At 60.8% G+C, this 22529-nt stretch carries 17 protein-coding genes and 1 pseudogene; all 18 read right to left on the reverse strand.

The window, feature by feature from the left end; all coding sequences use genetic code 11:
• Positions 1-88: 88 nt before the first annotated feature.
• The 18 genes and pseudogenes from E1573_RS14930 to tssE all read right to left on the reverse strand — a co-directional run bounded on the left by E1573_RS14930 (position 89) and on the right by tssE (position 22520).
• Positions 89-784: an anaerobic ribonucleoside-triphosphate reductase activating protein gene (locus tag E1573_RS14930; protein ID WP_133214960.1), complete on the reverse strand. Its 696-nt coding sequence runs from the start codon at positions 782-784 to the stop codon at positions 89-91.
• Positions 781-2628, reverse strand: coding sequence for a ribonucleoside triphosphate reductase (locus E1573_RS14935; RefSeq protein WP_256659541.1), 1848 nt, complete (start codon positions 2626-2628; stop codon positions 781-783). The genes E1573_RS14930 and E1573_RS14935 overlap by 4 nt, the downstream gene beginning before the upstream one ends.
• A 182-nt stretch (positions 2629-2810) precedes the next feature.
• A complete protein-coding gene (locus tag E1573_RS14940) occupies positions 2811-3245 on the reverse strand; it encodes a hypothetical protein (protein ID WP_133214962.1) in 435 nt (144 codons plus the stop codon).
• Between the two features lie 25 nt (positions 3246-3270).
• The gene (locus E1573_RS14945; protein ID WP_133214964.1) at positions 3271-4461 is read right to left on the reverse strand and encodes an NnrS family protein; all 1191 of its coding nucleotides are present in this window, start codon (positions 4459-4461) and stop codon (positions 3271-3273) included.
• A 41-nt stretch (positions 4462-4502) separates the two neighbouring features.
• A pseudogene (locus E1573_RS14950) lies at positions 4503-5537 on the reverse strand (coproporphyrinogen III oxidase); the annotation flags it as partial.
• 105 nt (positions 5538-5642) lie between these two features.
• A complete protein-coding gene (locus E1573_RS14955) occupies positions 5643-6689 on the reverse strand; it encodes a serine/threonine-protein kinase (RefSeq protein ID WP_133214968.1) in 1047 nt (348 codons plus the stop codon).
• Positions 6686-7414, reverse strand: a complete 729-nt coding sequence (locus E1573_RS14960; protein ID WP_133214970.1) for a PP2C family serine/threonine-protein phosphatase — start codon at positions 7412-7414, stop codon at positions 6686-6688. Before E1573_RS14960 ends, E1573_RS14955 begins: the two co-directional genes overlap by 4 nt.
• Positions 7414-10914, reverse strand: a complete 3501-nt coding sequence (gene tssM, locus E1573_RS14965) for a type VI secretion system membrane subunit TssM (RefSeq protein ID WP_133214972.1) — start codon at positions 10912-10914, stop codon at positions 7414-7416. The genes E1573_RS14960 and tssM overlap by 1 nt, the downstream gene beginning before the upstream one ends.
• Complete coding sequence (gene icmH / locus E1573_RS14970; RefSeq protein WP_133214974.1) at positions 10911-11798, reverse strand: type IVB secretion system protein IcmH/DotU; 888 nt, start codon at positions 11796-11798, stop codon at positions 10911-10913. The genes tssM and icmH overlap by 4 nt, the downstream gene beginning before the upstream one ends.
• 5 nt (positions 11799-11803) lie before the next feature.
• On the reverse strand, positions 11804-13126 hold the full coding sequence (gene tssK, locus E1573_RS14975) for a type VI secretion system baseplate subunit TssK (RefSeq protein ID WP_133214976.1): 1323 nt from the start codon (positions 13124-13126) through the stop codon (positions 11804-11806).
• Positions 13123-13629 (reverse strand): type VI secretion system lipoprotein TssJ, encoded by a 507-nt coding sequence (gene tssJ / locus E1573_RS14980; protein WP_133214978.1) that lies wholly within the window; start codon positions 13627-13629, stop codon positions 13123-13125. The genes tssK and tssJ overlap by 4 nt, the downstream gene beginning before the upstream one ends.
• 5 nt (positions 13630-13634) lie before the next feature.
• On the reverse strand, positions 13635-14825 hold the full coding sequence (gene tagH, locus E1573_RS14985) for a type VI secretion system-associated FHA domain protein TagH (RefSeq protein ID WP_133214980.1): 1191 nt from the start codon (positions 14823-14825) through the stop codon (positions 13635-13637).
• A 17-nt stretch (positions 14826-14842) separates the two neighbouring features.
• A complete protein-coding gene (locus E1573_RS14990; RefSeq protein ID WP_133214982.1) occupies positions 14843-14983 on the reverse strand; it encodes a type VI secretion protein in 141 nt (46 codons plus the stop codon).
• 92 nt (positions 14984-15075) lie between these two features.
• Positions 15076-16593, reverse strand: a complete 1518-nt coding sequence (locus E1573_RS14995; RefSeq protein ID WP_133214984.1) for a sigma-54-dependent Fis family transcriptional regulator — start codon at positions 16591-16593, stop codon at positions 15076-15078.
• A gap of 10 nt (positions 16594-16603) precedes the next feature.
• Positions 16604-19258, reverse strand: a complete 2655-nt coding sequence (tssH, locus tag E1573_RS15000; RefSeq protein ID WP_133214986.1) for a type VI secretion system ATPase TssH — start codon at positions 19256-19258, stop codon at positions 16604-16606.
• 11 nt (positions 19259-19269) lie between these two features.
• Complete coding sequence (tssG, locus tag E1573_RS15005; RefSeq protein ID WP_133214988.1) at positions 19270-20277, reverse strand: type VI secretion system baseplate subunit TssG; 1008 nt, start codon at positions 20275-20277, stop codon at positions 19270-19272.
• On the reverse strand, positions 20241-22028 hold the full coding sequence (tssF, locus tag E1573_RS15010) for a type VI secretion system baseplate subunit TssF (RefSeq protein ID WP_133214990.1): 1788 nt from the start codon (positions 22026-22028) through the stop codon (positions 20241-20243). Before tssF ends, tssG begins: the two co-directional genes overlap by 37 nt.
• An 84-nt stretch (positions 22029-22112) precedes the next feature.
• A complete protein-coding gene (tssE, locus tag E1573_RS15015) occupies positions 22113-22520 on the reverse strand; it encodes a type VI secretion system baseplate subunit TssE (RefSeq protein ID WP_133214992.1) in 408 nt (135 codons plus the stop codon).
• Positions 22521-22529: the final 9 nt, after the last annotated feature.

The following is a 22529-nucleotide window of genomic DNA, read 5'->3' on the forward strand; positions in this document are numbered from 1 at the left end:
GGCACCTTCAAGTTAACGCCCGGTCCGCAGGTACGCCTTGATTTACATCAATTGCGCCTGGCCCACGCCAGCTCGGGTGAAGTAATAGCTAACTGCGCACTTCAAATACCGGAAACAACTCACCGAGACGGCCCCACAGAACCGCCAGGGCCTCGGGCTGCACATCATCGGGCAGGCTCGCGTCCAGCATGCGGGCGCTACGCACCTGCTGTACGACAAAGCGTTTGACACCCCGCTCATGCAAACGCTGGCCCAGGATCAACAACCGTGCCGGGTCGATCAACTGCCAATGCACCGTGGTCCGGCATTCATACTCGACATCGCTGGCCAGCAGCAGGTCGAGGCTGCGCCAGTTGACCGCCCCGCTACCCCGCACTTGCGTGATCACCGCGCACTCCTCGGCCAACGCCTTGACGTCGAAGCCAACCCAGTCGGCTGCCGACAGTGCCCGGGCGAACGCCTGCGGTTTGATACCGGCACTGTGCAGGCCAACGCTGAAGCCCCGCTGCCGAACCTCGGCCATCGCCTCAGGCAGTTGCGCCTGCAGCGTTGCCTCGCCGCCACTGAACACCACCGCATCAAGCAGGCCGGTACGACGCTCAAGAAAAGCCAACACCTGCTCCCAAGGCAATTCGTGTTGGCCCCGTGGTGAGGTCAACTGTGGGTTGTGGCAATACCGGCAGCGCCAGGCACAACCTTGGCAGAACACCACACAGGCCAGTTTGTCCGGATAGTCGAGGGTGGTCAGGGGCACCATGCCCCCGACCCGTAGCGCACACGTCATGGCCGCCTGGCCATCGCAGGGTACTCAGTGAAGTGTTGGCGCTCGCGGTGCTCCGCCTGTTTGCCCGGGTTGAACGCCGACACCGGGCGGTGATACCCCATCACCCGCGTCCAGACTTCGCAGCGTGTAACCCCGGCGCATTTCGGGCAAAACGCGTGCTCGCCTGCCAGGTAGCCATGCACCGGGCAGATGGAAAAGGTCGGGGTCACCGTCAGGTAAGGCAGGTGGAAACGCCCTAGGGCGTTGCGTACCAGTTGCTTGCAGGCCTGCGTAGAAGAGATCTGCTCGGCCATATACAGGTGCAGCACCGTACCGCCAGTGTATTTACACTGCAGTTCATCCTGAAGCTCCAGCGCTTCGAACGGGTCATCGGTGTAACCCACCGGCAGTTGCGAGGAGTTGGTGTAGTACGGTGCCTGCGCGCTGCCGGCCTGGAGGATGTCGGGGTAGCGCTTGAGGTCTTCCTTGGCGAAACGGTATGTGGTGCCTTCGGCAGGTGTCGCCTCCAGGTTGTACAGGTGGCCGGTCTGCTCCTGGAAACGCACAAGGGTGGCGCGTATATGGTCCAGCAGGTTCAGCGCAAAGCGCCGACCGGTGTCGGTGTGCAGCCCCATCTGGTCATCGCTGAAGTTGCGCAGCATCTCGTGCAGGCCGTTAACGCCGATGGTAGAAAAGTGGTTGCGCAAGGTGCCCAGGTAGCGCCGGGTATATGGGTACAGACCGGCGTCCATGTGGCGCTGAATCACCTTGCGTTTGACCTCAAGGCTTTCCATTGCCAGCTCCATCAAGGCGTCCAGGCGCTGGACCAGGCCATTACTGTCGCCTTTGAACAGATAACCCAGTCGAGCGCAATTGAGCGTGACCACACCCAAAGAGCCGGTCTGCTCCGCCGAACCGAACAAGCCACCACCCCGTTTGAGCAGCTCTCGCACATCCAGTTGCAAGCGGCAGCACATCGAGCGCACCTGATTGGGCAGCATGTCGGAGTTAAGGAAGTTCTGGAAATACGGCAGGCCATAACGCGCAGTCATCTCGAACAGGCGGTCGGCGTTGTCGCTATCCCAGGGGAAATCGTGGGTGATGTTGTACGTCGGAATCGGAAAGGTGAACACCCGCCCCTTGGCATCACCCGCCTGCATCACTTCAATGTAGGCACGATTGAGCAGGTCCATTTCCGCCTGCAGCTCGCCATAGGCAAATGGCATTTCCTCACCGCCAATCACCGGGATCTGCTCGCGCAGGTCTTGCGGGCATACCCAGTCGAACGTCAGGTTGGTAAAGGGTGTCTGGGTACCCCAGCGCGACGGCACATTGAGGTTGTAGATGAACTCCTGCATGGCCTGACGCACCTGCGCGTAGTCGAGCCGATCCTTGCGCACATAGGGTGCCAGATAAGTATCAAAGGAGCTGAAGGCCTGAGCACCGGCCCATTCGTTCTGCAGCGTACCGAGGAAGTTGACCATCTGCCCCAGCGCGCTGCTCAAGTGCTTGGGCGGGCCGGCCTCGACCCGACCGGGTACACCGTTGAGACCTTCATGCAACAACGTGCGCAGCGACCAACCGGCGCAATAGCCCGCGAGCATGTCCAGGTCGTGCACATGCAGGTCGGCCTCACGATGAGCGCGGCCAATGGCTTCGCTGTACACCTCATCAAGCCAGTAATTGGCAGTGACCTTGCCCGCCACATTGAGCACTAGCCCTCCCAGCGAGTAACCCTGATTGGCGTTGGCCTGGACCCGCCAGTCTTCGCGGTCCAGGTACTCATTCACCGAACTCGCCACTTCGACCAGCGTCTTGCGGTCTGGGCTGCCCCCTACTCCTACCCTGCTCTGCATGCTGCCCATTTGTCCCCCGACACTACATATAGGTGTTTAACTTCAAAAAAAACACAATATGCAGTGCAGGTTACGGATAAAACGGCGCGCTGGGATTGATTGATATCAAGGTTGCCAGGCACTTGTTGGAGCGGGCTTGCCCCCGCGACAGCGGTGTGACAGTGACATCCTATCGCGGGGCAAGCCCGCTCCTACCCGTAGAACATGGCCTTGGCGAGGATCACGATCAGCAGCATGTGGCTGAGAATGCTGTAGCGAATTCGGCGGGCGCGCTCTTCACTTAGGCGCCCCCGCTGCAGCCAGTAGGCCAACAGCAAGTAATGCCCGATGATGCTCAGCGCCAGGAGGATTTTCAGGCTCAGCAGGCTGGCAAAGCTGCTTGCCAGTGGCTGGCTCAGTGCGCTGCGGTGATACCAGGCCAGCACAGCCCCGGCGCCATACAGCACCAGCACCACACCATGCAGCACCTTGCGCGAGCGTGAAGCGATGGCCTGATCAACCGCAAGTTGCGAGCCAGGCAACAACTGCCGGCGCGCCGAATACCAGATGCACACTTCAAAGAACAACGTGCCAATGAAGGCAATCGCCGCCAGCAGATGGATCACCAGCACGTACGGATAGAACATCGTCAGCCTCCTGCTACGCTGCGGGCTATCCCGGATGCCCGTCAACCCGTGCACTCAACAACATGGGCGCGTAACGCCAGAGAATCAGGGCAAACGCCGCAATCCAGCAGCCCCCGGCAAGCCATAACCCCGTCATTGGCATCCACGGCACCAGTAGCACTCGGCTCACCCCGGCGAGGTTAAGCAGGATGAACGCCAATGTCACCCCCGCAGGGGGCTGCAAAGGCCGCCCGGTATGCCCCAGGCTGACCCGGGCGACCATGGCCAGAATCAACCCGGCCATTGCGCCGACGGTCAGGCTGTGCAGCGCGAGGCTTGGGTTCACGGTGACGCCAAAATGCCACAGCGCCATGCCCAGGCAGGCAACGGCCAACCAGCCATAGGCGACATGCAACGACCACAGCAACGGCACGTGCCACAGTCCATGATCATGCCAACGCCACACCCGCAGCCCATGCCCGAAGGCCAACACCGCGAATAGCACACCGATCCAGGCATTGGCGGACACTGCAGGGCCTGCCACATACAACAGCGCCACCAACGCAGTGCCTGCCAGCAGAACGCCGTCCAGCCAAGGCCAGGGCGCCACACTTTCGACTCGCCCCAATCCGCGCTGGGTAAAGAACGGAATAACTCGCCCTGCAATCAATCCCATCAGCGCAGCAACCAGCCAGATGCCACTGAGCACACCCTGACGTTGCCAGCCGTCGTGTCCCTGAGCCAACCCGTACATCGCAATGGCATCCGCTGCCGTCAGCAACAGCAGCACCAACACGACCGGGTAATTTCGCTTTTGCCGAACCCGCCACAGCGCCCTGGCCATCAGCACAGCCACCAGCAGCGGGAAGGCTAGCTCCACCAACACCAGCAACGGCCATGGCAGATTGACCAGCCAGGCCAGACGGCCCGCCAGCCACAATAGCGCCAACACCGCCAGCGGAGTGCCACTGAGCCCAGGCTGACCAGTCCAGTTTTGCACCGCGGTTAGCAGGAAACCGGCGATGATCGCCAAGCCAAAACCAAACAACAATTCGTGCCGGTGCCAGGCCAGCCAGCCCCCGGCGGGTTGCCAGTCCCCCAGCGCGCCTTGCAATGCCGCCAGCCATAGCGGCACCGCAAGCAATGCCAGGCCACAACCGGCAAGAAAGAAAGGGCGAAACGCCAGACGCAACAGCGGCACAATGGCCAAGGCTTTACGCCGATCAAGGACCTGCATGTTTCGACTCCCGGCATTCGCTATGCGGTCGTGGTGGGCAACCAGCCTCGGCATGTGGCCAATTGGCCCTGCTGCAGTTTTTCCAGGTACATACCCAGCGCCTCGGCATTTTGCGCATACAGCGTATCAATCTGACTGATGGCCCCCAGGCCAACGCCTAAGTGGTCGCAGTAACCATAGCGGGTAAAACCCAAGATGTTGCGATGCAAGCGACCACGCTCTTGCGCGATAGCCAGATCATCGTCCGGCCTGACAAACAGCCCCAGACCGATGTGCTGATAGCCCGCCTCCAACAGACGTTCAAAACAAATTCTGCGCATCAGCGTTTTGTCGGGCGCGCTTCCGACAAGACGTTGGCCACAGTGGGCATAGCGTAACGGTGGCTGGGCATAATCGAACACCTGCAAGCGGTCGGGCTCCAGTTCTATCAGGGTGGCCAGTTTCCGGGTGACACTGTCCGGGGTTTGCCAGGCATGGCCATAACCAAGGTCAACACTTACTGTTCGGAAGCCAAAGGTACGCGCGGCATCGATCAGCGATTGAATGGGCGCAGGGTTCTGAAAGCTGGCCACTGACAGACCGTTGGCGATGTCTGGCACACCAATGCTGACATGAAGAAAACCCAGCTCACGCAGAACGCCCATGGTCGCCCAGGTAGTGTGCTGCACATCGACATCAACGCTGTAATCATCACTTTCGTCGAAGATAAAGTTGAAGCGCCGCCGCAATTGGCTCATCAACTGCTGTAGCCGCGCAGGCTCGGGCGTGAGCCCCCCCAGATGAAACTGCTCGACCCGCTGCTGCTTCGCCACGTGACAGCCAACCCGCTCGATCTCCTGGGCCAGGCCGCGAAAATAAGCCTCCATGCAATGCCCGGCAACACGCAAATGCGCCGGCACCTGCAGGTTCAACGCCAACTGGCGTTGCTGTTGACGACTGCTGCGTAACGCACGCAGTACATCCAGTGAACCGACACCAGGGTGGAATGCACTAGCATCGAGATGGCAATAGGGTTCGAGCACGCCTTCATCGTGTCGAACGGTTGGCTCGCTGTGAGAGTGAAGGACATCGAGCATGACGGGGCTCCGAGACGAACTGCGAAGCTTCAGTGTCTGCCGAGAACGGCGTGAGGGCCTTGATTTGTATCAAGCGCTGGTGGTCTGCCATAGCGGGCCTCAGTGTCAATTCCGCCAGCGCTTGAACCAGGGCACCGGCTTGTTGAACGCATCCTGCAGCTCGCAGACCGTGGTCTGTCGTACCGACGGATCAAACGCCAACGCTCTGCGCAGTGCAGGCCAACAGTGCTTCGGAAGGTTCGGCGGCGCTTGCAGCTTTTGATCAAGCCCCTCGTCACGCGCCTGGGTCGAAGGCAATCGGCGGAACGGGTGTTTGCCACTGGCCAACTCATAAATCACACACGCCAGCGAATACAGATCGCTCCTGACTGACAGTGCGGCACCCTCCAGTAGCTCAGGAGCAGCATAACTGGGCGTCCAGGCCTTGAAGCGCGCGCGACTGAGTTGCGGCAAAGCGCTCAAGCTGCCCTCCTCTGCCTGACTCAGGCCGAAGTCAAACAGGCGCACCCCCTCTTCGCACAACATCACGTTACTCAACTTGAGGTCGCCGTGCAGCACACCACAAGCGTGGCTGTAGGCCAAGGCATCCAGCAGCGGCAGCAGTACATTACACAGCTCGTTCCACGGTAAACCAGCAGGCCGCTCACAGAGCAGTTTGTCCAGCGCCAGGCCGCGCATCAGCTCCATGGTGATAAAGGCGCGGCGCCAGTGGCTGTCCACCTCGAAACTGTACAAGCGCACGACGTTCGGGTGGCGCAAACGTCGGGTCAGGGTGAACTCGCTGAACAGCAAGGCGCTGGCATCCGGTGACTCGGCGAATGCTTCGCTTATGACCTTGAGCGCAATGTAAGGGTCCGGATCACCGAACTGTTCGTGAAGTAGATCCCGCGCGCGATAAACGGCCCCCATACCACCGGCTCCGAGCAAGTGTTCGAGGCGGTAACGCCCAGCCAATACTTCCGGAAGTTCACCGGCAGGCAGCACAGGCTTGGTGTTGATACGCGAGCACTTTTGGGAGCGCTTGCGGCCTTTGCCCTTGGCTCCAACGCAAGGGGGCGCCTCGTGGGCGTTGGCGAAAGCGAAATACGTCAGGTTCTCGGCCGCGTCCTGGCCTGGCTGGATGTGCTCTTGCACAGGCTTGAAGTCACTCATTGGCGGATCACCACAGCGGTCATGTTGTCCCTTGCCGCGCCTTGCATGGCGCCGTCGAACAGACGTTCCAGCGCCGCTTGCGGCGACGCCAGGCTCAACGCAGCGCCCAGCGCGTCACTGGTCAGCCCCTGATACAGGCCATCACTGCACAGCAAAAAGACATCACCGGGATAGACCTGCAGCTCCAGGATCTCCAGGGTCAGCTGTTCACTCGCGCCCACCGCCCGTGTCAGGGCGTTGGCCGCCGGATGCACCCGCGCCTGCTCGACGCTGATCTGTTGCGCATCGAGCAGTTGCTGCAGCAGTGAATGGTCTCTTGATAGCTGATACAACCGCTGCCCGCGCCACAAGTAACAGCGACTGTCACCCGCCCAGATGCACGCCGCACGGTTGCCTCTGAGCAGCAGTGCAACCACTGTGCTGCCCATGATGCTGTCCTGGCACTCGGCAGTGACGGTCAACTCTTGGCGCAGTCGCCGGTTAAGCCAGTGCAGGCACTGGCGCAGGCCCTTGAGTTGCTGTTCAAAACCTCCCTGCTCCGGTAACTCAGCCAGGCTGGCCACGATCAACTGACTGGCGATGTCACCCCGTTGATGCCCACCCATGCCGTCCGCGACCACCCAGAGCCCTTGCTCCGGGCACGCGAGAAAGGCATCTTCGTTACGTGCTCGGACCTTGCCCGGATCGGTGCGCGCAGCGCTGCGCCAAGGCCGGTTGACCGGCATCAGAGCTCCACCGGCATGCGATAGCTGCGCAAAACCCGCACATCAAACGGATTCGGCACGCGCTGACTCATGAGCAGATAGTTGGCACGCAGCCCTCCCACCTCAGCCTTCAGCACCATCACGTCGCGGCCAGTCAGGTACTCGGTCTGCATCAGGTCGAACAGACGGAACAACGACCAGGGCCCGGTGTTCTTCTCGATGCCAATCGAGAGCCCGGCGGCCTTTTCCAGCACCAGGCTGGTCCGACCGTCATCGGCATCGGTTGGCCATTGGAAAGATTTCGGCACGATCGGACCGTGACGGTACTCCATGGTCTTGTCGCCGAATCGGAACTCGGAACGGCTAACCACTGGGTCCAGGGTGTACGGTTCCAGCTTGAACTGCACCTGCGGTTGCGCCGGGTTTTGCGCGAAGAAGCTCTGGCGGATCACCTGGGCCGCAGCCACTTGATCGAGGTAAGCCCTGGAGACTGGCAGACTGTGGCCGTCGATGCTGCGCAGGTGATAATTGCTCGGCCCGCCACTGACGAATGGCCGCATGTAGGTTTCAAAGAAGCGATCAGCAATACCCTGGGCCTTGAAGAACTCGCGAAAGTCGTTCATGGCGACATCGCTGGTGCTATGGGCGTTGAAGGGGTAACGCTTGCTGATGGCCTTGCCGTAGAAGCTGTACAGCTCGCTCTGGTAGCGCTGATTCAGGTACTGGTAGGCGTCGCTGAGCACCAGGCGCCAAGCGTCCTCGGCCAGCAGGTTGAACCAGGCACTCACGGGGCGCGGCAAGCGCGTCGATGCGTTGCGCAGGTTGCTCAACACATCACACTGGCCGCGCATGCGGGTCTTGGCCAACTCGTACGCCGCCTGTTCGGGCACACTGGCACGGGCCAGGCCGGCCAGTTGCAGCTGTAGATCGTTCAGCGCCTGAAGCACCGGAGTCAGGTCCGCCGTTGGGCCGTCGTTGTCATCCAGCAGACGGTGCAGCGGCTCAAAGCGGCGTTGCAATGATTTTTTCGCAGTGTCTGGCAAATGCTGAGCCAGCGCGCCCTGAGCCTGCCCAGCTACTGTTGCAACCTTGCCCAGCGCCCCACCCTTCGCGGACACCTTGCCCGCTGCGGCGCTTATCTGTTCAGCGCTTACGGCATTGGCCTGAAAGCGGGTGTTTTCACGTATCGCCATCAGTAGTTGCAGCACCGGCGAGTTGGCCGAGATCAAACCTGCAACCTGATCAGCGCCCTCTCCGGCATCACCGAACGGTTGCAGGCCAACCTGGCCGATCGCCTCACTCCAGTAGTTGGCATAGTCACGAAAATACAGCTGCTCAAGCTCCACCATCAGCCCGCGCAGGTCCATGTCGCTGATACCGCTGCCTTCACCCAACACCCAGTTATCGCGCAGGATATCGTTGACCAGCGTAACGCCCTGAATCGAAAAGTACTGCTGATAACCTTGCTGAGTGTAGAAGCCCGGAATGGCGTAGTCGGTGCCGTAGAACAGCTCCCCTTGCGAGCCCAGATGCTGGCTCAAACGGTACTCCGGCAGGCTGCGCCCCTGCTCACGCAACGCACGGTACACCACGTTGGCGAGCGACTCGCTACGCAAGATCTGGCGGGCCTGGGCTACCAGCGTCTCGTTCAGCGGAAAGCTGAATGGCAGTGCCAGCAAGCGTTCAAAGTGCTGGTTCAGGCCATTCTGCACAGCGGTATTACCGCTATAGCGTGAAGACCAATCGGTGGCTACCCAGCGCTGCAACCAGGCATGGTCGCGACGGTCTTGCAGGTTCAACATCAGGTACGCCCGCAGGCTGTTGAGCAGGCGGTCACGATTACTCAGGCTGGTACGGATCTGTTCTTCGAGCATCTGCGCCACCTGTGGCAACAACAGCGCCTGAAGTTCACGCTCGTAGGCGCTGAGCACCACCGGGTTGCTTTCACGCCCCTGGTACAGGCCGACCCGCTCGTGCAACGCGACTCCCCGCGTACCCGGAAACACCTGGGTGGCCTGGAAACGGGTGTCGAGGGCGTTGAGCGCCGCCATCGCATCATCGTCGGCAGTCAGACTGGAGCGCTGCTGGGTCCAGCTCTGCGCCAGAGTGCGCAGCTTTTCCAGGCGCTCATAATTAATGGAGAAGCCTGCGGCCCAGAGCAGACCAAACAACACCAGGGCCAACAATGCTCCACCGTAAACTGCACGCTGGCCCCAATGAATGCGGCTACGCTCACGCCGGTCCAGGCCAGCCAAATCGGCTTCGGGAAAAATTACCCGGCTCAGCAGATGGTGAATGAAGCGCGATTGACTGCTGTGCAGGGGCGACGGTGCGTCGCTGCGCTCACGCTGTTGGTCGCGCTTTTCCTTCAGGTGCGGCACGCCGGTCAAGTAAAAACCACGCAACCGGCTCGCCCGCTGGTAGCGGTTTCCCGTGAACGCCGCCTCAACGAACACGCACAGGTGCTGGCCGATCTTCCCCAATTGATGTGGGAAGTCGAGAATGCGGCCACGGCGCTGGGTATCGCGCTCCTGGTGCATGCGCATGATCACCTGGCTGTTCAGGTGGCGCAGCAATTCTTCGAACGCTTGGCGCAGTACGTCGACGTCAGTGCCGTTCTGCTCCTTGAGAAAACTGGTACCGAGTACCTGATCGCTTTCCTCGCGACTCAACTGATCGAAAAACTCATCGAAACCCAGCAACTGGTCGGCTTTGCTCAACACCAGATACACCGGCACGTCGACATGCAGAGCCTGATGCACTTCGTGCAAACGCTGGCGCACCTTACGTGCCAACGACTCAACCTCGGTTTTATCGTCGGTGAGCAGTTTTTCGACCGGTAGGGTCACCAGCACGCCATTCAACGGTCGCCCACGACGGCGCTTGCGCAACAGGGTGAGCAAGGTGTTCCAGCCAGTACTGTCGACACCTTCGGTTTCCTGACTCAGGTAGCGACCGGCGGTGTCGATCAGCACACCGTTGTCTGCGAAGTACCAATCGCAATGCTCGGTGCTGAGGGATTCGCGGGTCAGCTTGCGCTCAAGTTTGTTGATCGGGAACTCCAGACCGGAGAAATCCAGCAGGCTGGTCTTGCCACTGTTCTGCGGACCGATCAATAGGTACCAGGGCAAGTCTTCACGCCAGCGCTCGCTACGTCCGCGATACAGACTCGATGTCTTGAGGGTATGCATGGCTTCTTTGAATCGACTGGTCAGCGCTTTACGCTCCTTGTCCAGCAGCCCTTCACGATGCAGACGCGCCTGACCGTCTTCGCTGTCCTCGACGGCGTTCCGACGGACACCCGCACGCCAGCTGACAAAGACCATGGTCAGGCCCCAGATCAGCAACAGCGCGCAGATGCTCAACAGCCGCGAGGTCGGGCTTTTCCAGAACTTGTAATCGTTGACCGCCAGCAATGGCCCGACGAACCACACCAACAACGTCGCGGCCAGCACCAACAGCAACGTCCAGAGCCATGTCTGGCCCAGGACGGAACCGACTTTCTTGAAGAGGTTTTTCATTGCACATTCCTGAATTGCTGCTGGAGCTGGACCACCGACGGGTCGGGCTGCTGATAAAGATGCAGAACGCTATCGCGCTGCTCGCCCAGTACCCAGGCAAACCCCGAATACATCACCACCAGGCAAACCCCGGTAAACAGCGCGACCATCCACCACGGCACGATGCGCACCAGACGCCGGCGTTTGTCGCGCAGGCCCTGCCAGTGTGGCGACAGCTCACGCGGTACATCGCCACGCAGCTGGCGGATCTGTCGGTACAGCGAATCACGAATGCCTTCGAGTTCGCGATTGCCGTGGGGCATGATCCGGTACTTGCCCTCAAAGCCCAACGCCATGCACAGGTACATCAGCTCCAGCATCGGCAGGTGCTTGACCGGGTCCTTCGTCAGCTTCGACAGCAGCTGGAAAAATTTCTCGCCACCAAAGGTCTCGCTATGGAAACGACTAAGCAGGCTCATTTGCGGCCAGTGACTTTCATTGCCCTCAGCGGCGGTGACCACTGCCTCGTCGACCACGGTGCACAACAGGTAGCGGGCAGTGTTGACGTGGCTACTTTCCGCCCCCTTGTGCAGGGCGCGCGCTTCGAACCGATCCACCTCATTGGCCAGCCGCGTGTTGAGCGTTCCCAATTCTTCCTGGGCCTTGCTGTGTTTGAGCTGAACCACTTCCGATAACAAATCGGAAGCCGCCGCCACCAGCGTATTCAGGCTGATGTCGAAGGTATCGGCTGAGCGCAGGCGGGCGGCGAAGATCATCCGGTCGCCAAGTTGCTCGATGCGCGGCGAGGCGGCGTGCTCGGTGAGTGGCGCCTGCGCAGGGCCATGGCCCTGATAGTCGACCAGGACGGTTCTGTCATCCTGGTCGTATTCGATTTCATTGCTCATGTCGGTCAGTTCCTGATGGCCCAGAATTTCAGTTCAAGCTCAGCGAACTCGCCGGACACATGGAAGGCGAACCCTCCGGAGCGTTGAAGTTGAGCCAGGTCATCGGCGCTGAGTTCGAGAATGAAATAAGTCTTGTTGGCGTGGAATGCGATCTGCCGTGGTGCCACCGGCAACGGCTTGATCTTTATCCCTGGCAAGTGCAGGTTGACCAATTGGCGAATCTGCTCCACCCCACCGACCTTAAGGTGCGCCGGCAAGCGATGGCGCAGCTCCTCGGAGTCGCAGCTGGCACTAGCCGCCAGGACGAACGAAGCCGAGCCCAGCAGTGCCCGGTCGTGCAATGGCGCGACGATGATCCCGTACTCACGCACCTGCAGCTCCAGCTCGATTGCGTGCTGCTCCAGCACCATCGACAGCACCTGACGGATCGCGTCCATCAATTTACGGAAGCACGCGCCCTGGTCGCTGTGCTGGTAACCGCTGTCCAGGCGCGGTCGCTTGCTGTCACTGGCAAAGGTCGCCAAATCGCCGAGCATGGTCAGCAGCGTGCGGTACAGCTCCTGAGGGTGCACCTGCTCCAGGCCCAGGTCATGGCGCAGTAGCAACTCGGTACGGTTGATCAGTTGCAGCATCATGAAGTCGCCGACTTCAGCACCGCCAACCTTGCCATTGGACCGAATGCGATCAGCAATGGCATCGCCGCGATGCCCGAGCATGCTGATCACCTCCTTCAAGCACGACAGCAGGTAGTTCGAGGCCTGCACATGAATGAAGGTCGGGACGAAATCGGGGTCGAGGCTGATCACCCCATCCGGTGTGGTATCGAGCACTTCGCAAAATTTGAGCTTTACATACGCCTGATCGCTCTGTTGCTCGCCCAGCAGCAAGCGGAACTCCGGCTTCGCGCAGTTAACCTGGCTGCTGGTGTCTTCGCCGGCGTTGGAGTCGGCCACTTCCGCTTCATAGGCGGTGTAGCGCGCCAGCACGTCAGACTGCTCTGGGCGCCGCGCCTCGACGTGATTGCCGGTCACCAGCGGCAACGCCAGATAGACCGGGGTATTGCTCGTGTTGGGAGGCACGTCGAGGGCCAACGGCTCAGTATTTTCGAACAGGCTGCCGTCAGGCAGGACACCCGAGGCCTGGCTAACCACCAGCTTGCCCATGTCGAGGAAGTGCAAATCGATTTCCAGACGCAAAAAACCCCAGCAATTGCTGCTCAGCAGCTGGGTGCGGGTTTTCATCTGGTGGTCGTAGTAACGATCGTTATGCTGGAAGTGCTGCGGACGCAGCAACATGCCTTCCTGCCAAATGACTTTATGTACATTCATGATGATTTGTCCGCCTTGGAGAGCGTTGCGTTGCGGGTGCGGATACCAGCCTGTTCGAGGATTAAATCGGCTTCGTTCAGTTGCGTTGGCGTGAGCTGCAACACATAGCGCCACTGGCTTTGAGAAAGATCGCGATAAGCGGCGAGCACACCGACATAACGACTGCCGGGTTCGACGCTGAGCTTGAGTGTCACGGTTTCACCCGGGCGCAGTTCCAGCTCTTCGCTGGCAACCATGTCCGGCTCCAGCGACTCCTTGGCACGCTCGTAAAGGCTGAAAAAGTCGGCGTTTTCGAAGGCTACCGGGTGCTTGAGCTCGATCAGCCGCACCACGATGGGCGACGGACGACCATTGAGATCGGGGTTGAGCTCATCGCTGGTCGTGAGCGTGAGGTTCAACTTGGTGAGGGTTGAATACGGCGACAGTGACGAGCAACCGGCCAGTAGTGCCAGAGCCGTCAGCGCAGCCAGCGTCTTGAACATCAGCGTTGCGAAGCGAGACATGCGCGTTATCCTTGGTGGTCGGTGTGAAGGGTGCCAATCAGGCGAATCTGTTCTTCGTAGGCCTGAGCGAAGTCACGGGCCAGCAGGCGCTCGACCCAGTCATCGTCCTCACGCAAGGCCTGGTGATAGCGGCCAAAAGCCCGCCAGCGACTGCCGGCAGTGGCCAGCAGCGGTTTGCTGTCACGTTCGAAACGCAAGGTCAGCTGCTGTGGCGAGAAATGCTCGAGCGCGCCACGCAGCGCCGCGCGGCTGGCCGCCAAAAGCGCCACCTGATGCGCCTGCAATTCGCGCAAAGCCCCTTGGATGGCCTGCTCCCCCGAGGGCTGCCCGGGTTGGCTGCGCTGCAGCAGGATGCCCAACACTTCGTGGGTATCCAGGGCGAGTTTGAGCGGGTTTTTGCTGACGCCCTGGGCACTGCACAGCGCCAGACGCAATTCGCCTTTCAGTTCATCGCGGGTATACAGGCTTTGCTGCAGGCCGCCGATGCTGTGCTTGAGCAGGCCTGCGGCATTGATCGCCAAGGCCTCACGCTCGTCCTGATCAAGGTCAGTGAGTTCCACACCCAGCGCTGCAGCAAATTGCCTCCAGAAATCTTCACGCGTGTCAGCCACCGGGGCTTGTTCGGCTGCGACCGGCGCCTCGGGCGGCGCCACCAGCTCCGGCACCAACAGGCTTTCCACGTCGATACGGGCGAAATCCGCGCGTTGCTGGGTGGCCTGCCGTGGTGGGTCAAGTGCGGCCAGCTCGTCGATTGGCGCATACATCCGTTCCTGCTCGTCCAGCATCTTGAGCGGGTCGAGGCCGATGAATGCGTCATCGGGAATGGTGCTACCGGCAGCTTGCGGGCGCCCTGCTTCGACCTCCGGGGTTGCCGACGTGCGCACCAGAAGCGCACGGATCTCGAACCGCCCCAGCCTGTACACGCTGCCGTGCTCAATGCGATGCGGCGTCCCCTTGTACAGACGTGCGCCGTTGCTGAGCCAGGTTCCGTTACTGCTGGTATCGGTGAGAAAAAACGCCCCGTCACGGTAACTGACCTTCGCGTGGCATTTAGACAACTGAGATGTGCTATCGGGGATGACCCAGTCGCAACCCTCGGCCCGCCCGATCACCCCTCCCTCCAGGGTGAAAGACCAACTGCGCGCCAGCTTAGGTTCGAACTGCCAGCTATTGAGCATTTCGAAAACCAGTTCCATCGTGATGCTCCTTGCGGTCACTTACCGCGATTGACCGCCTGTGGATCACCCAAGGGGCGATAGGTGTTGTCGTTGAACTTGTAATTGCCGCTACAACCGCCAAGGCCGCTGAGAACGAACAGAACCAGCAGAGCGGCTTGCCACTGACGAACAGACATCAGAAGGTCTCCATGAGTAGAAAATGCATACAACGCCGCCCCTTGCGGGCGACGAACCAATTGATAAAACGCGCGTGGGGAACCCTGCTGCGCTAGCCCTCTACATCACTGAGGTTGATGTTCAGGCGTCCAAGGCGGTACAGCAGCGTGCGTCTGGGCAAACCGAGCTCACGGGCTGCCAGGCTCTGGTTACCGTCGTTCTTGCGCAGGCAAGCGAGCAGCAGATGGCGCTCGACCCTCTCCAGGCGCTCGCGCAGGTTCAGGCCGACGGCCTCCGGCAGCGCTTCGCGGTTCAAGGAGAAATGCTCCGCCTGCAGCTCGCCGCCTTCGCACAGCAACACCGCCCGCTCTACCAGCCCCTTGAGCTCGCGCACGTTGCCCGGGAAGCTGTAGTTCAGCAGTAGATTCAGGGCCGTTTCCGACCAACTCACCCGTTCGCGGCACAGGAAGGCACAGGCCTTTTCGGCGAAATGCCGGGCCAGGTCGAGGATGTCGCCTTCGCGCTGGCGCAAGGCCGGCAACTCGATCGGGAATTGCGCCAGGCGGTAGTAAAGGTCTTCACGAAAGGTGCCTTCACTGACCAGCATCGCCAGGTCGCGATGGGTCGCAGCGATGATGCGCACATCGACCTTATGCGTGTCGTTTGAACCCAACGGACGGATCTCACTTTCCTGCAATACGCGCAGCAGCTTGGCCTGCAGGGATAAAGGCATGTCGCCAATTTCATCCAGCAACAACGTGCCGCCATTGGCCGCATCGAACAGCCCCGGGCGGTCGCAATCGGCGCCGGTGAAAGCACCTTTTCGGTAGCCGAACAGCTCGCTCTCAAGCAGGCTCTCTGGAAACGCGGCACAATTCTGTACAACGAACGCCTGGGAACGCCGCGGGCCGTAGTCGTGGATGGCGCGGGCCACGACTTCCTTACCCGTGCCGGTCTCACCACAGAGCAATATGGTGTAGGGGCTATGCAGCACCTTGCTGATCAACCGGTAGGTCTGACGCATGGCCGTGCTGGTGCCAATGAGCCCGTAACCGCTGGCACTGACCGGGGTGCTGGCCTCTGCTTCTGCCGCGCGCAGCGGACGATGCAGGTGGTGCAAGAGCTGCAATTGCCCGAGCACGAACGACCCCAGTTGCAGCATCGAGTCGGCAAATGCCTGCAGGTCCATATGTTCCCGGCTGGCACACAACAACAAGCCTTCAACGGCCTTTTGTGTATTGACCAATGGCACGCACAGCAGCGACTGCCAGGGTGTGTCCCGGGGTGGCAGAAAATTGGTATCGTGCAGGCTGCCGTTGAGCCCGACCATGTTCACCACGCGGCTCTGGCACAAGGCAAACTGCAGCAGTTGCTCGCCGTTGTAATCTGCCGACAGGCTCGCCGCTTCCCGGGGTTGCAGCGCGCCGTCCAGGCATTCTGCACTCAAGCCCAGCCGCGTATGGGTGGCATCGAGCAGGTACAACTGGCTCAGCTCGCAGCCGCTGAGTTCGGCTACCCCACGCACGAACTCACCCAGCAGTGCCGGGCCGTCAGCCGCCCGGGCCAGACTGACAAGCTGCGCCACCAGCGCCTCAGCGTACATCAGCGGTTGCGGTACTTGCGTGAACATCACACCCACCTCAAGCGAACTGGCACGTCACGCCGCCGCTACTGTCGAGCGTCGCGTGCACTTGCTTGAGGGTTTCTCTGCGAGCCATGGCCTCAAGCAGACGGTCGGCCACCAGTGGCAGCACATGTAGATCAAGCAGGTGATCGATCAGGCGCGCACCGCTGTCGCTCTGGGTACAGCGTTCAGCCAGGTGATCGACCAGGCGCTGGCAATACGTGAATACCAGCTGGCGACGGCTCAGGCGTTCCCCCAAACGATTCAGTTTGACTTCGATCAGCTCACGCAGCACTGCGCCGCCAACCGGATAGAAGGGCACCACGCGCATGCGCGCCAGCAGCGCAGGCTTGAAGTGCTGGCTCAGGACCGGCCGAATGCTTGCTTCCAGGGCCTCTGCACTCGGTCGGTCGTCGCTTTCACACAACCTGCTGATGCGCTCGCTGCCCAGGTTCGAGGTCATCAGGATCAGGGTGTTGCGAAAGTCGATCGACCGCCCTTCACCGTCGTTGACCACGCCCTTATCGAAAATCTGATAGAACAGGTTCAGCACATCCGGGTCGGCTTTCTCGACCTCGTCAAGCAGCACCACTGAATAGGGTTTCTGCCGCACCGCCTCGGTCAGCATTCCCCCCTCACCGTAACCAACATAGCCAGGCGGCGCGCCGATCAGACGCGACACGGTGTGCTTTTCCTGGAACTCCGACATGTTGATGGTGGTAAGGAAACGTTCGCCGCCATACAGCAGGTCAGCCAGGGCAAGAGCGGTTTCAGTCTTGCCTACCCCGCTTGGGCCTACCAACAGGAAAACCCCCACCGGTGCATCCGCTTTGTTCAGCCCCGCGGCGGTCGCACGCATCGAGCGGTCCAAGGCGTGCACTGCTTGCTCCTGACCGCGAATCCGCGTGCGCAGGTCGGTGGCGAAACTCGCCACCTTGGCATTGTATTCACGGGCCAGTTGCGTCAGCGGTACGCCAGTCCAGGCGCTGACCACTTCAGCCACCAGGCGCGGGCAAACCTCAAAGCTGACCAGACGCTCCTGGCGCTGGGCATCACTCAGGGCGCGATGGGTTTCATCAAGGGCGGCTTCCAGCGCCTCGACGCCCAGTTCTTCTTCCTCACTCGCGTTTAGGGGCTCAATCGTCCTGCCTTCGGCCCCCTCCTCTACCGCCCCCTGTGGTGGCTGGCAGGTGGCAGCGCGGGCTTTGGACAGTTGTTGACGCAACGTGAGCAGCCGCTCGGCCAGGGTGCGCTGTTGGTGCCAGCGTGTTTCCAGCCTTTGCTGCTCGACGGTGGCTTCTTGCAGACGCGCCTGCAGCGCATCCAGTGCCTCCTGGTCGATCGCCAGGCCGGCCTCGCTATCGCGGCGCATCGCCTGAAACTGGCGATTGCCTTCGGCCAGCTCGCCACGCAGGGATTCCAGGCTCTGCGGCGCAGCTGCCAGACTGATCCGTACCCGCGCACAGGCAGTATCAAGCACATCCACCGCCTTGTCCGGCAATTGCCGACCGGCCAGGTAACGGGCCGACAGCTCGGCTGCCGACACCACCGCATCGTCGCGCAGGTAAATACCGTGGCTCTGTTCGTAGACCTGGGCCAGGCCACGCAGAATGGTCACCGCCTCGCTGACCGTCGGCTCGTGCAACTGCACGGGCTGAAAACGTCGGGCCAGCGCAGGATCTTTCTCGAAGTACTTCTTGTACTCGGCCCAGGTCGTGGCAGCAATGGTGCGCAGTTCGCCACGGGCCAAGGCTGGCTTGAGCAGGTTGGCCGCATCGGAACCGCCTGCCTGCCCCCCTGCACCGATCAGGGTGTGGGCCTCGTCGATAAACAGAATGATCGGCTTGGGCGAGGCTTTGACCTCGTCGATCACACCCTTGAGGCGACGCTCGAACTCACCCTTGACGCTGGCGCCCGCCTGCAGCAACCCCATGTCCAGCGATAACAGCTCAACACCCTTGAGCACCGCGGGCACCTCGCCGGCAGCGATGCGCGAGGCCAAGCCTTCAACCACGGCAGTTTTCCCGACGCCGGCTTCACCGACCACAATCGGGTTGTTCTTGCGCCGACGGGCAAGGATGTCGATCATCTGACGGATGGCGCCATCGCGGCACAACACCGGATCAAGCCGATCTTCGCGTGCCTGCTGGGTCAGGTTATGGGTGAATCGCTGCAACAGCGACTCACCGGAAGCCGGGGTTTTACCGCTGTCAGATGCCTCTTGCCGCGACAAGGCAAAATCCTTCAGACGCTCGATGTTCAGCCTGGCCAACACCGACTGGTATCGGCTACCGGCATAACGCAATGGGTTACGCAGCAGCGCGAGGATCAGCGCCGCCTGCTCAACCTGATGCTGACCGAGTTCAAGGTTGGCCACCAGCAAGGCATCCTGCAGCCATTGCACCAGCTCAGGCGCGAACACCGGGTTACGTGAAGCACTCTGCTCAACCCGCGGCTGCAAGGCTGAACTCAGCTCACCAATGTCCACTTCGGCATCCTGCAGTGCCCGAGCCAGCAGACCGCCCGGGCGCTCCAGGAGTGCCAGCAGCAGGTCTTCCACCAGGATTTTGTTGCCGCCGCGAGCCACGCAGCGTTCGGCAGAGTGCTCCAGGTCACGGCGGGTTTCGGCGTCGAGCGCCTGGATCAGTTGCTGCAGGTCTACGTTGATCATCTCATGTGTCCTCAATCCGTTTTGCTGCCCAGAATGACCACGCCGTCGGCACGCTCACGGCCGAGCCAGCTGGTCCATCCAAGGCGGCAGGCGTTCTGCTCGCCGATGCGCAGTTCGTGAATTTCCTCCTGGCGCAAGACCAGGCGAATGTCGTAATCCAGCGGATCACGCAGGGTGAAACGCACCAGCGCACACAGTGGCTGGTAACCCACACCGATCGGCAGAAACTCGTGAAAGCGCTGCCAGTCCAGTTGGCGGACATGGATGCGAAACTTGCCGCAGCGGTCGCGCACCCGCTCGCCGAGCACCAGGTCCTCGCCGAGCATGCTGTTGGCGAGGGCCAACCGATTGCGTTGCTCCTCAAGGATCACCACCCGGCGCTCGATGCATTGCTCGATCAGCAGGTCGGCATGCTTGAAGTAGTAACGCAGCACAGCCTCAATCAGCGCCGCCGAATGGGCCCGCAGGCTGAGCAGGCCGAGGTACGGCAACAGTCGCTTCCAGTTCAGCTCCCTGGCTTTGCGGATATCCTTGCCACCGAGACCGATCAGGGCGAACAGCTGCGCCGAAAACGGGTCGAACGCGCCGCGCCTGAAACTGGCGTGGTAGCGATACTTGCTCCAGATCGGCAGCATCAAACGCTGCAGGCGATGATGAAACAGGTCGAGAAAACCACGGATCGGGTTGCCGCCTTCACTGTCACCCAGGGCCTGCTCACCGTAAAACGCCGGCAGCGGCGAGCTGGCCCCGAACAACCCGATCAGGTTGAAACGCAGCCGCGCGCGCATCTGCCCCTGCTCTTCGAAAAACTCCACGCGATCGATATCGCTGCCAGGGAACCCCAGGCTTGGATTGGCCTGAAATTCCAATTGCTCATAGAGGTCTTCTTCGCTCAGGTCAGGATGAGCTTCGCGCAGCCGCTCCAGCACCACCAGCACCGCCTGAAACAGCGAGTACTCGCGGATGACTTGGGCCAAGCCGCTCAAAGCAGGGGCTGAAGCCCCATACGTGGTGTCCATTGGTACACCTCTCCCTGTGTACTGTTTACCCGCAGCTCGTGATAGGAGTTGAGACTGGCGTAAAGAGCGAAAAACTCGTTGAGTACCGAAGCGAACACGAACATGTCGCCTTCGCCGATGTAGCTTTGCGGATCCATAGTCAGCTCAGTGCGCAACCCGCGCATCGGCAAGCCCCGATGCAGCCTGTCGACATGCGTATGCCGAATCGACTTGAGCCCACCCAGCAGGCGTTTGCTGACTTTTTCCAGGTGTTGGTCGTAGTAGCGCGGCAGGTCATACGTTTCGAGAATCACCTTCAGTGCCTCGACATTGGCCAGCGACAGGTAGTTGAGTGACATGTTGCTGATCAGCTTCCAGAGAAAGTCTCGATTCAACGGCGGCGCATAACTCGCGGTGACCGGTGTGATATTGCTGAACTTCAGGAACTCCGGAGTTTTCGCGCACGTCTGGTTGATCTGTCCTTGCTTGAGACGACGCGGTAGGTTTTGGTTGGTGCAGGTCAGCTCGACGGACAAGGTTTCGTGCGCTTCGGTGTCGCGCACGCCAAAGCTCAGGTAAGTATCCAGGCCGTCGTGCAACAACGAAGAACGCTGACGGATGCTGTAGTGCGGGTGCGTCTGCGGGACGTCGAAGCTCAGGTCGTGCTCGAAGGACTCGAACGGCACATATTCCTGGTAACCAGTACCGCTGGGGTTCCAGCCGGTCACCGCCTCTACCGAAAACACTCCGCAGTGCTCCAGTGCGTACGTCGCTGGCAGTAACAGGTACTCGTCCTGCTTGCCGTCGAGACGAATCGGCAGTGCATCGTGCTGGAACAGATTGACGATGGGTGTACAAAACAACCTGACATTTTCCAGCGTCGGCCGCAGGCGCTGGATACCGCTCTTGCGAATGTCGAAGCGTACTTCCAGGCCATGTATCTGCTTGAGCGTGTCCTCGGGCAGCGACTGGAGCAAGTCGAGGCCGGTCAGATCGACAAACAGGAATTTGTCCTGAAACGCGAAGTACTCCTGCAGATAGCGATAGCCGCGAAAGGTGTTCAGCGGATACGGGATCAGCGCCTCTTCTTCGGCGAAGCCAACAGGCTGAACGTGTTTGCCCGCCAAACTGAACGACAGCGCGCGGCCGTCGGCACCCAGGCACGGCCTGCCTTCTGCGTCCAGCGGCACCAGTTCGATGCCTTTGAGGTTGCGCAACAGGCTCAGGTAGAGCGTCTGGCTGATGTAACGCTCGCCTGCGAGGTGCAGGCGCAGGCGGCTCAGTTTCAGTTCGCCGACATGGCCGTCACAGCTCATCTGCAGGCGCAGGCTCAGCAGTGCGCCATCACCTTTCACTGAATAGTTCAGTGCCGTCAGGCTCAGTGGCAAGACATCGGTGGGGTAGCAGGTGCGAAAACAGCACTGCACATCATCAATGGGCTCGCTCTGCACCGGGGTATCACGCTCCACACAGTAGGCCGGCCCGGATTGCGGTAGTGGTTCGAACTGCAGAATGCTGAACGCTGGCAGCGGCCGCATATAGTTAGGACACAGCAGGTGCATCAACGAGTGGCTCAGTTCCGGTAACTCGTCATCGAGCTTCTGGCGCAGCCGCCCAGTGAGGAAAGCGAAACCTTCCAGCAGGCGCTCGACGTCCGGGTCTCTCCCGGCCTCACTGAGAAAGGGAGCCAATGCCGGACTACGCTCGGCGAAGCGGCGACCTAACTGGCGCAACGCGGTAAGCTCGCTTTGGTAGTAATGGTTGAACGACACTTCGGGTTCCTTGCTTTCTGTGCTCGTGAACGTCGTGAAGCCAGCAGCATTGGCATCGACGTGCTGTTGGCTGACGCCGTCGGTTTAACTGACTTCGGCCTTGCCGCTGCCATCCAGGCACGCGGTAAACCGAGCCTGGCGCTTCAAGCCATCGACCTCCAGCAGGCCTTCAATGGTGAAAGACAAGCGAAGCGGATCGTGCTCACGTGGCAGGGAAACGACACGCACACCGCTCAGGCGCGGCTCATAGGCTTCGATGAAATTCTCGATGGCCAGACGCGCCTGGTTCAGGGCGTCGTGCAGGCTCAGGCGCATGTCGTTAAGGTCAGGCAGCCCGTAATCGGACAACGTTTGCACGCTGCCCGCACGGGTACTGAGCATCTTGCCCAGGTGGGCAGCCACCGACGCCATGATGCAAACTTCGTGACTCCAGCCGGAACGCTTGTCAGCTTCGCCACCCAATCGTTCGAACAGGCTGCCGTAACCACTCATGACCAGGCT

This window comes from Pseudomonas sp. H9, from assembly GCF_004353925.1.
GTDB lineage: Bacteria > Pseudomonadota > Gammaproteobacteria > Pseudomonadales > Pseudomonadaceae > Aquipseudomonas.

What these genes read in the sequence shown, in the direction of transcription:
- E1573_RS14930 (WP_133214960.1), bottom strand. Translation starts at nt 784, where the DNA reads ATGACGTGTGCGCTACGGGTCGGGGGCATGGTGCCCCTGACCACCCTC.
- E1573_RS14935 (WP_256659541.1), bottom strand. Translation starts at nt 2,628, where the DNA reads ATGGGCAGCATGCAGAGCAGGGTAGGAGTAGGGGGCAGCCCAGACCGC.
- E1573_RS14940 (WP_133214962.1), bottom strand. Translation starts at nt 3,245, where the DNA reads ATGTTCTATCCGTACGTGCTGGTGATCCATCTGCTGGCGGCGATTGCC.
- E1573_RS14945 (WP_133214964.1), bottom strand. Translation starts at nt 4,461, where the DNA reads ATGCAGGTCCTTGATCGGCGTAAAGCCTTGGCCATTGTGCCGCTGTTG.
- E1573_RS14955 (WP_133214968.1), bottom strand. Translation starts at nt 6,689, where the DNA reads ATGAGTGACTTCAAGCCTGTGCAAGAGCACATCCAGCCAGGCCAGGAC.
- E1573_RS14960 (WP_133214970.1), bottom strand. Translation starts at nt 7,414, where the DNA reads ATGCCGGTCAACCGGCCTTGGCGCAGCGCTGCGCGCACCGATCCGGGC.
- tssM (WP_133214972.1), bottom strand. Translation starts at nt 10,914, where the DNA reads ATGAAAAACCTCTTCAAGAAAGTCGGTTCCGTCCTGGGCCAGACATGG.
- icmH (WP_133214974.1), bottom strand. Translation starts at nt 11,798, where the DNA reads ATGAGCAATGAAATCGAATACGACCAGGATGACAGAACCGTCCTGGTC.
- tssK (WP_133214976.1), bottom strand. Translation starts at nt 13,126, where the DNA reads ATGAATGTACATAAAGTCATTTGGCAGGAAGGCATGTTGCTGCGTCCG.
- tssJ (WP_133214978.1), bottom strand. Translation starts at nt 13,629, where the DNA reads ATGTCTCGCTTCGCAACGCTGATGTTCAAGACGCTGGCTGCGCTGACG.
- tagH (WP_133214980.1), bottom strand. Translation starts at nt 14,825, where the DNA reads ATGGAACTGGTTTTCGAAATGCTCAATAGCTGGCAGTTCGAACCTAAG.
- E1573_RS14990 (WP_133214982.1), bottom strand. Translation starts at nt 14,983, where the DNA reads ATGTCTGTTCGTCAGTGGCAAGCCGCTCTGCTGGTTCTGTTCGTTCTC.
- E1573_RS14995 (WP_133214984.1), bottom strand. Translation starts at nt 16,593, where the DNA reads ATGTTCACGCAAGTACCGCAACCGCTGATGTACGCTGAGGCGCTGGTG.
- tssH (WP_133214986.1), bottom strand. Translation starts at nt 19,258, where the DNA reads ATGATCAACGTAGACCTGCAGCAACTGATCCAGGCGCTCGACGCCGAA.
- tssG (WP_133214988.1), bottom strand. Translation starts at nt 20,277, where the DNA reads ATGGACACCACGTATGGGGCTTCAGCCCCTGCTTTGAGCGGCTTGGCC.
- tssE (WP_133214992.1), bottom strand. Translation starts at nt 22,520, where the DNA reads ATGAGTGGTTACGGCAGCCTGTTCGAACGATTGGGTGGCGAAGCTGAC.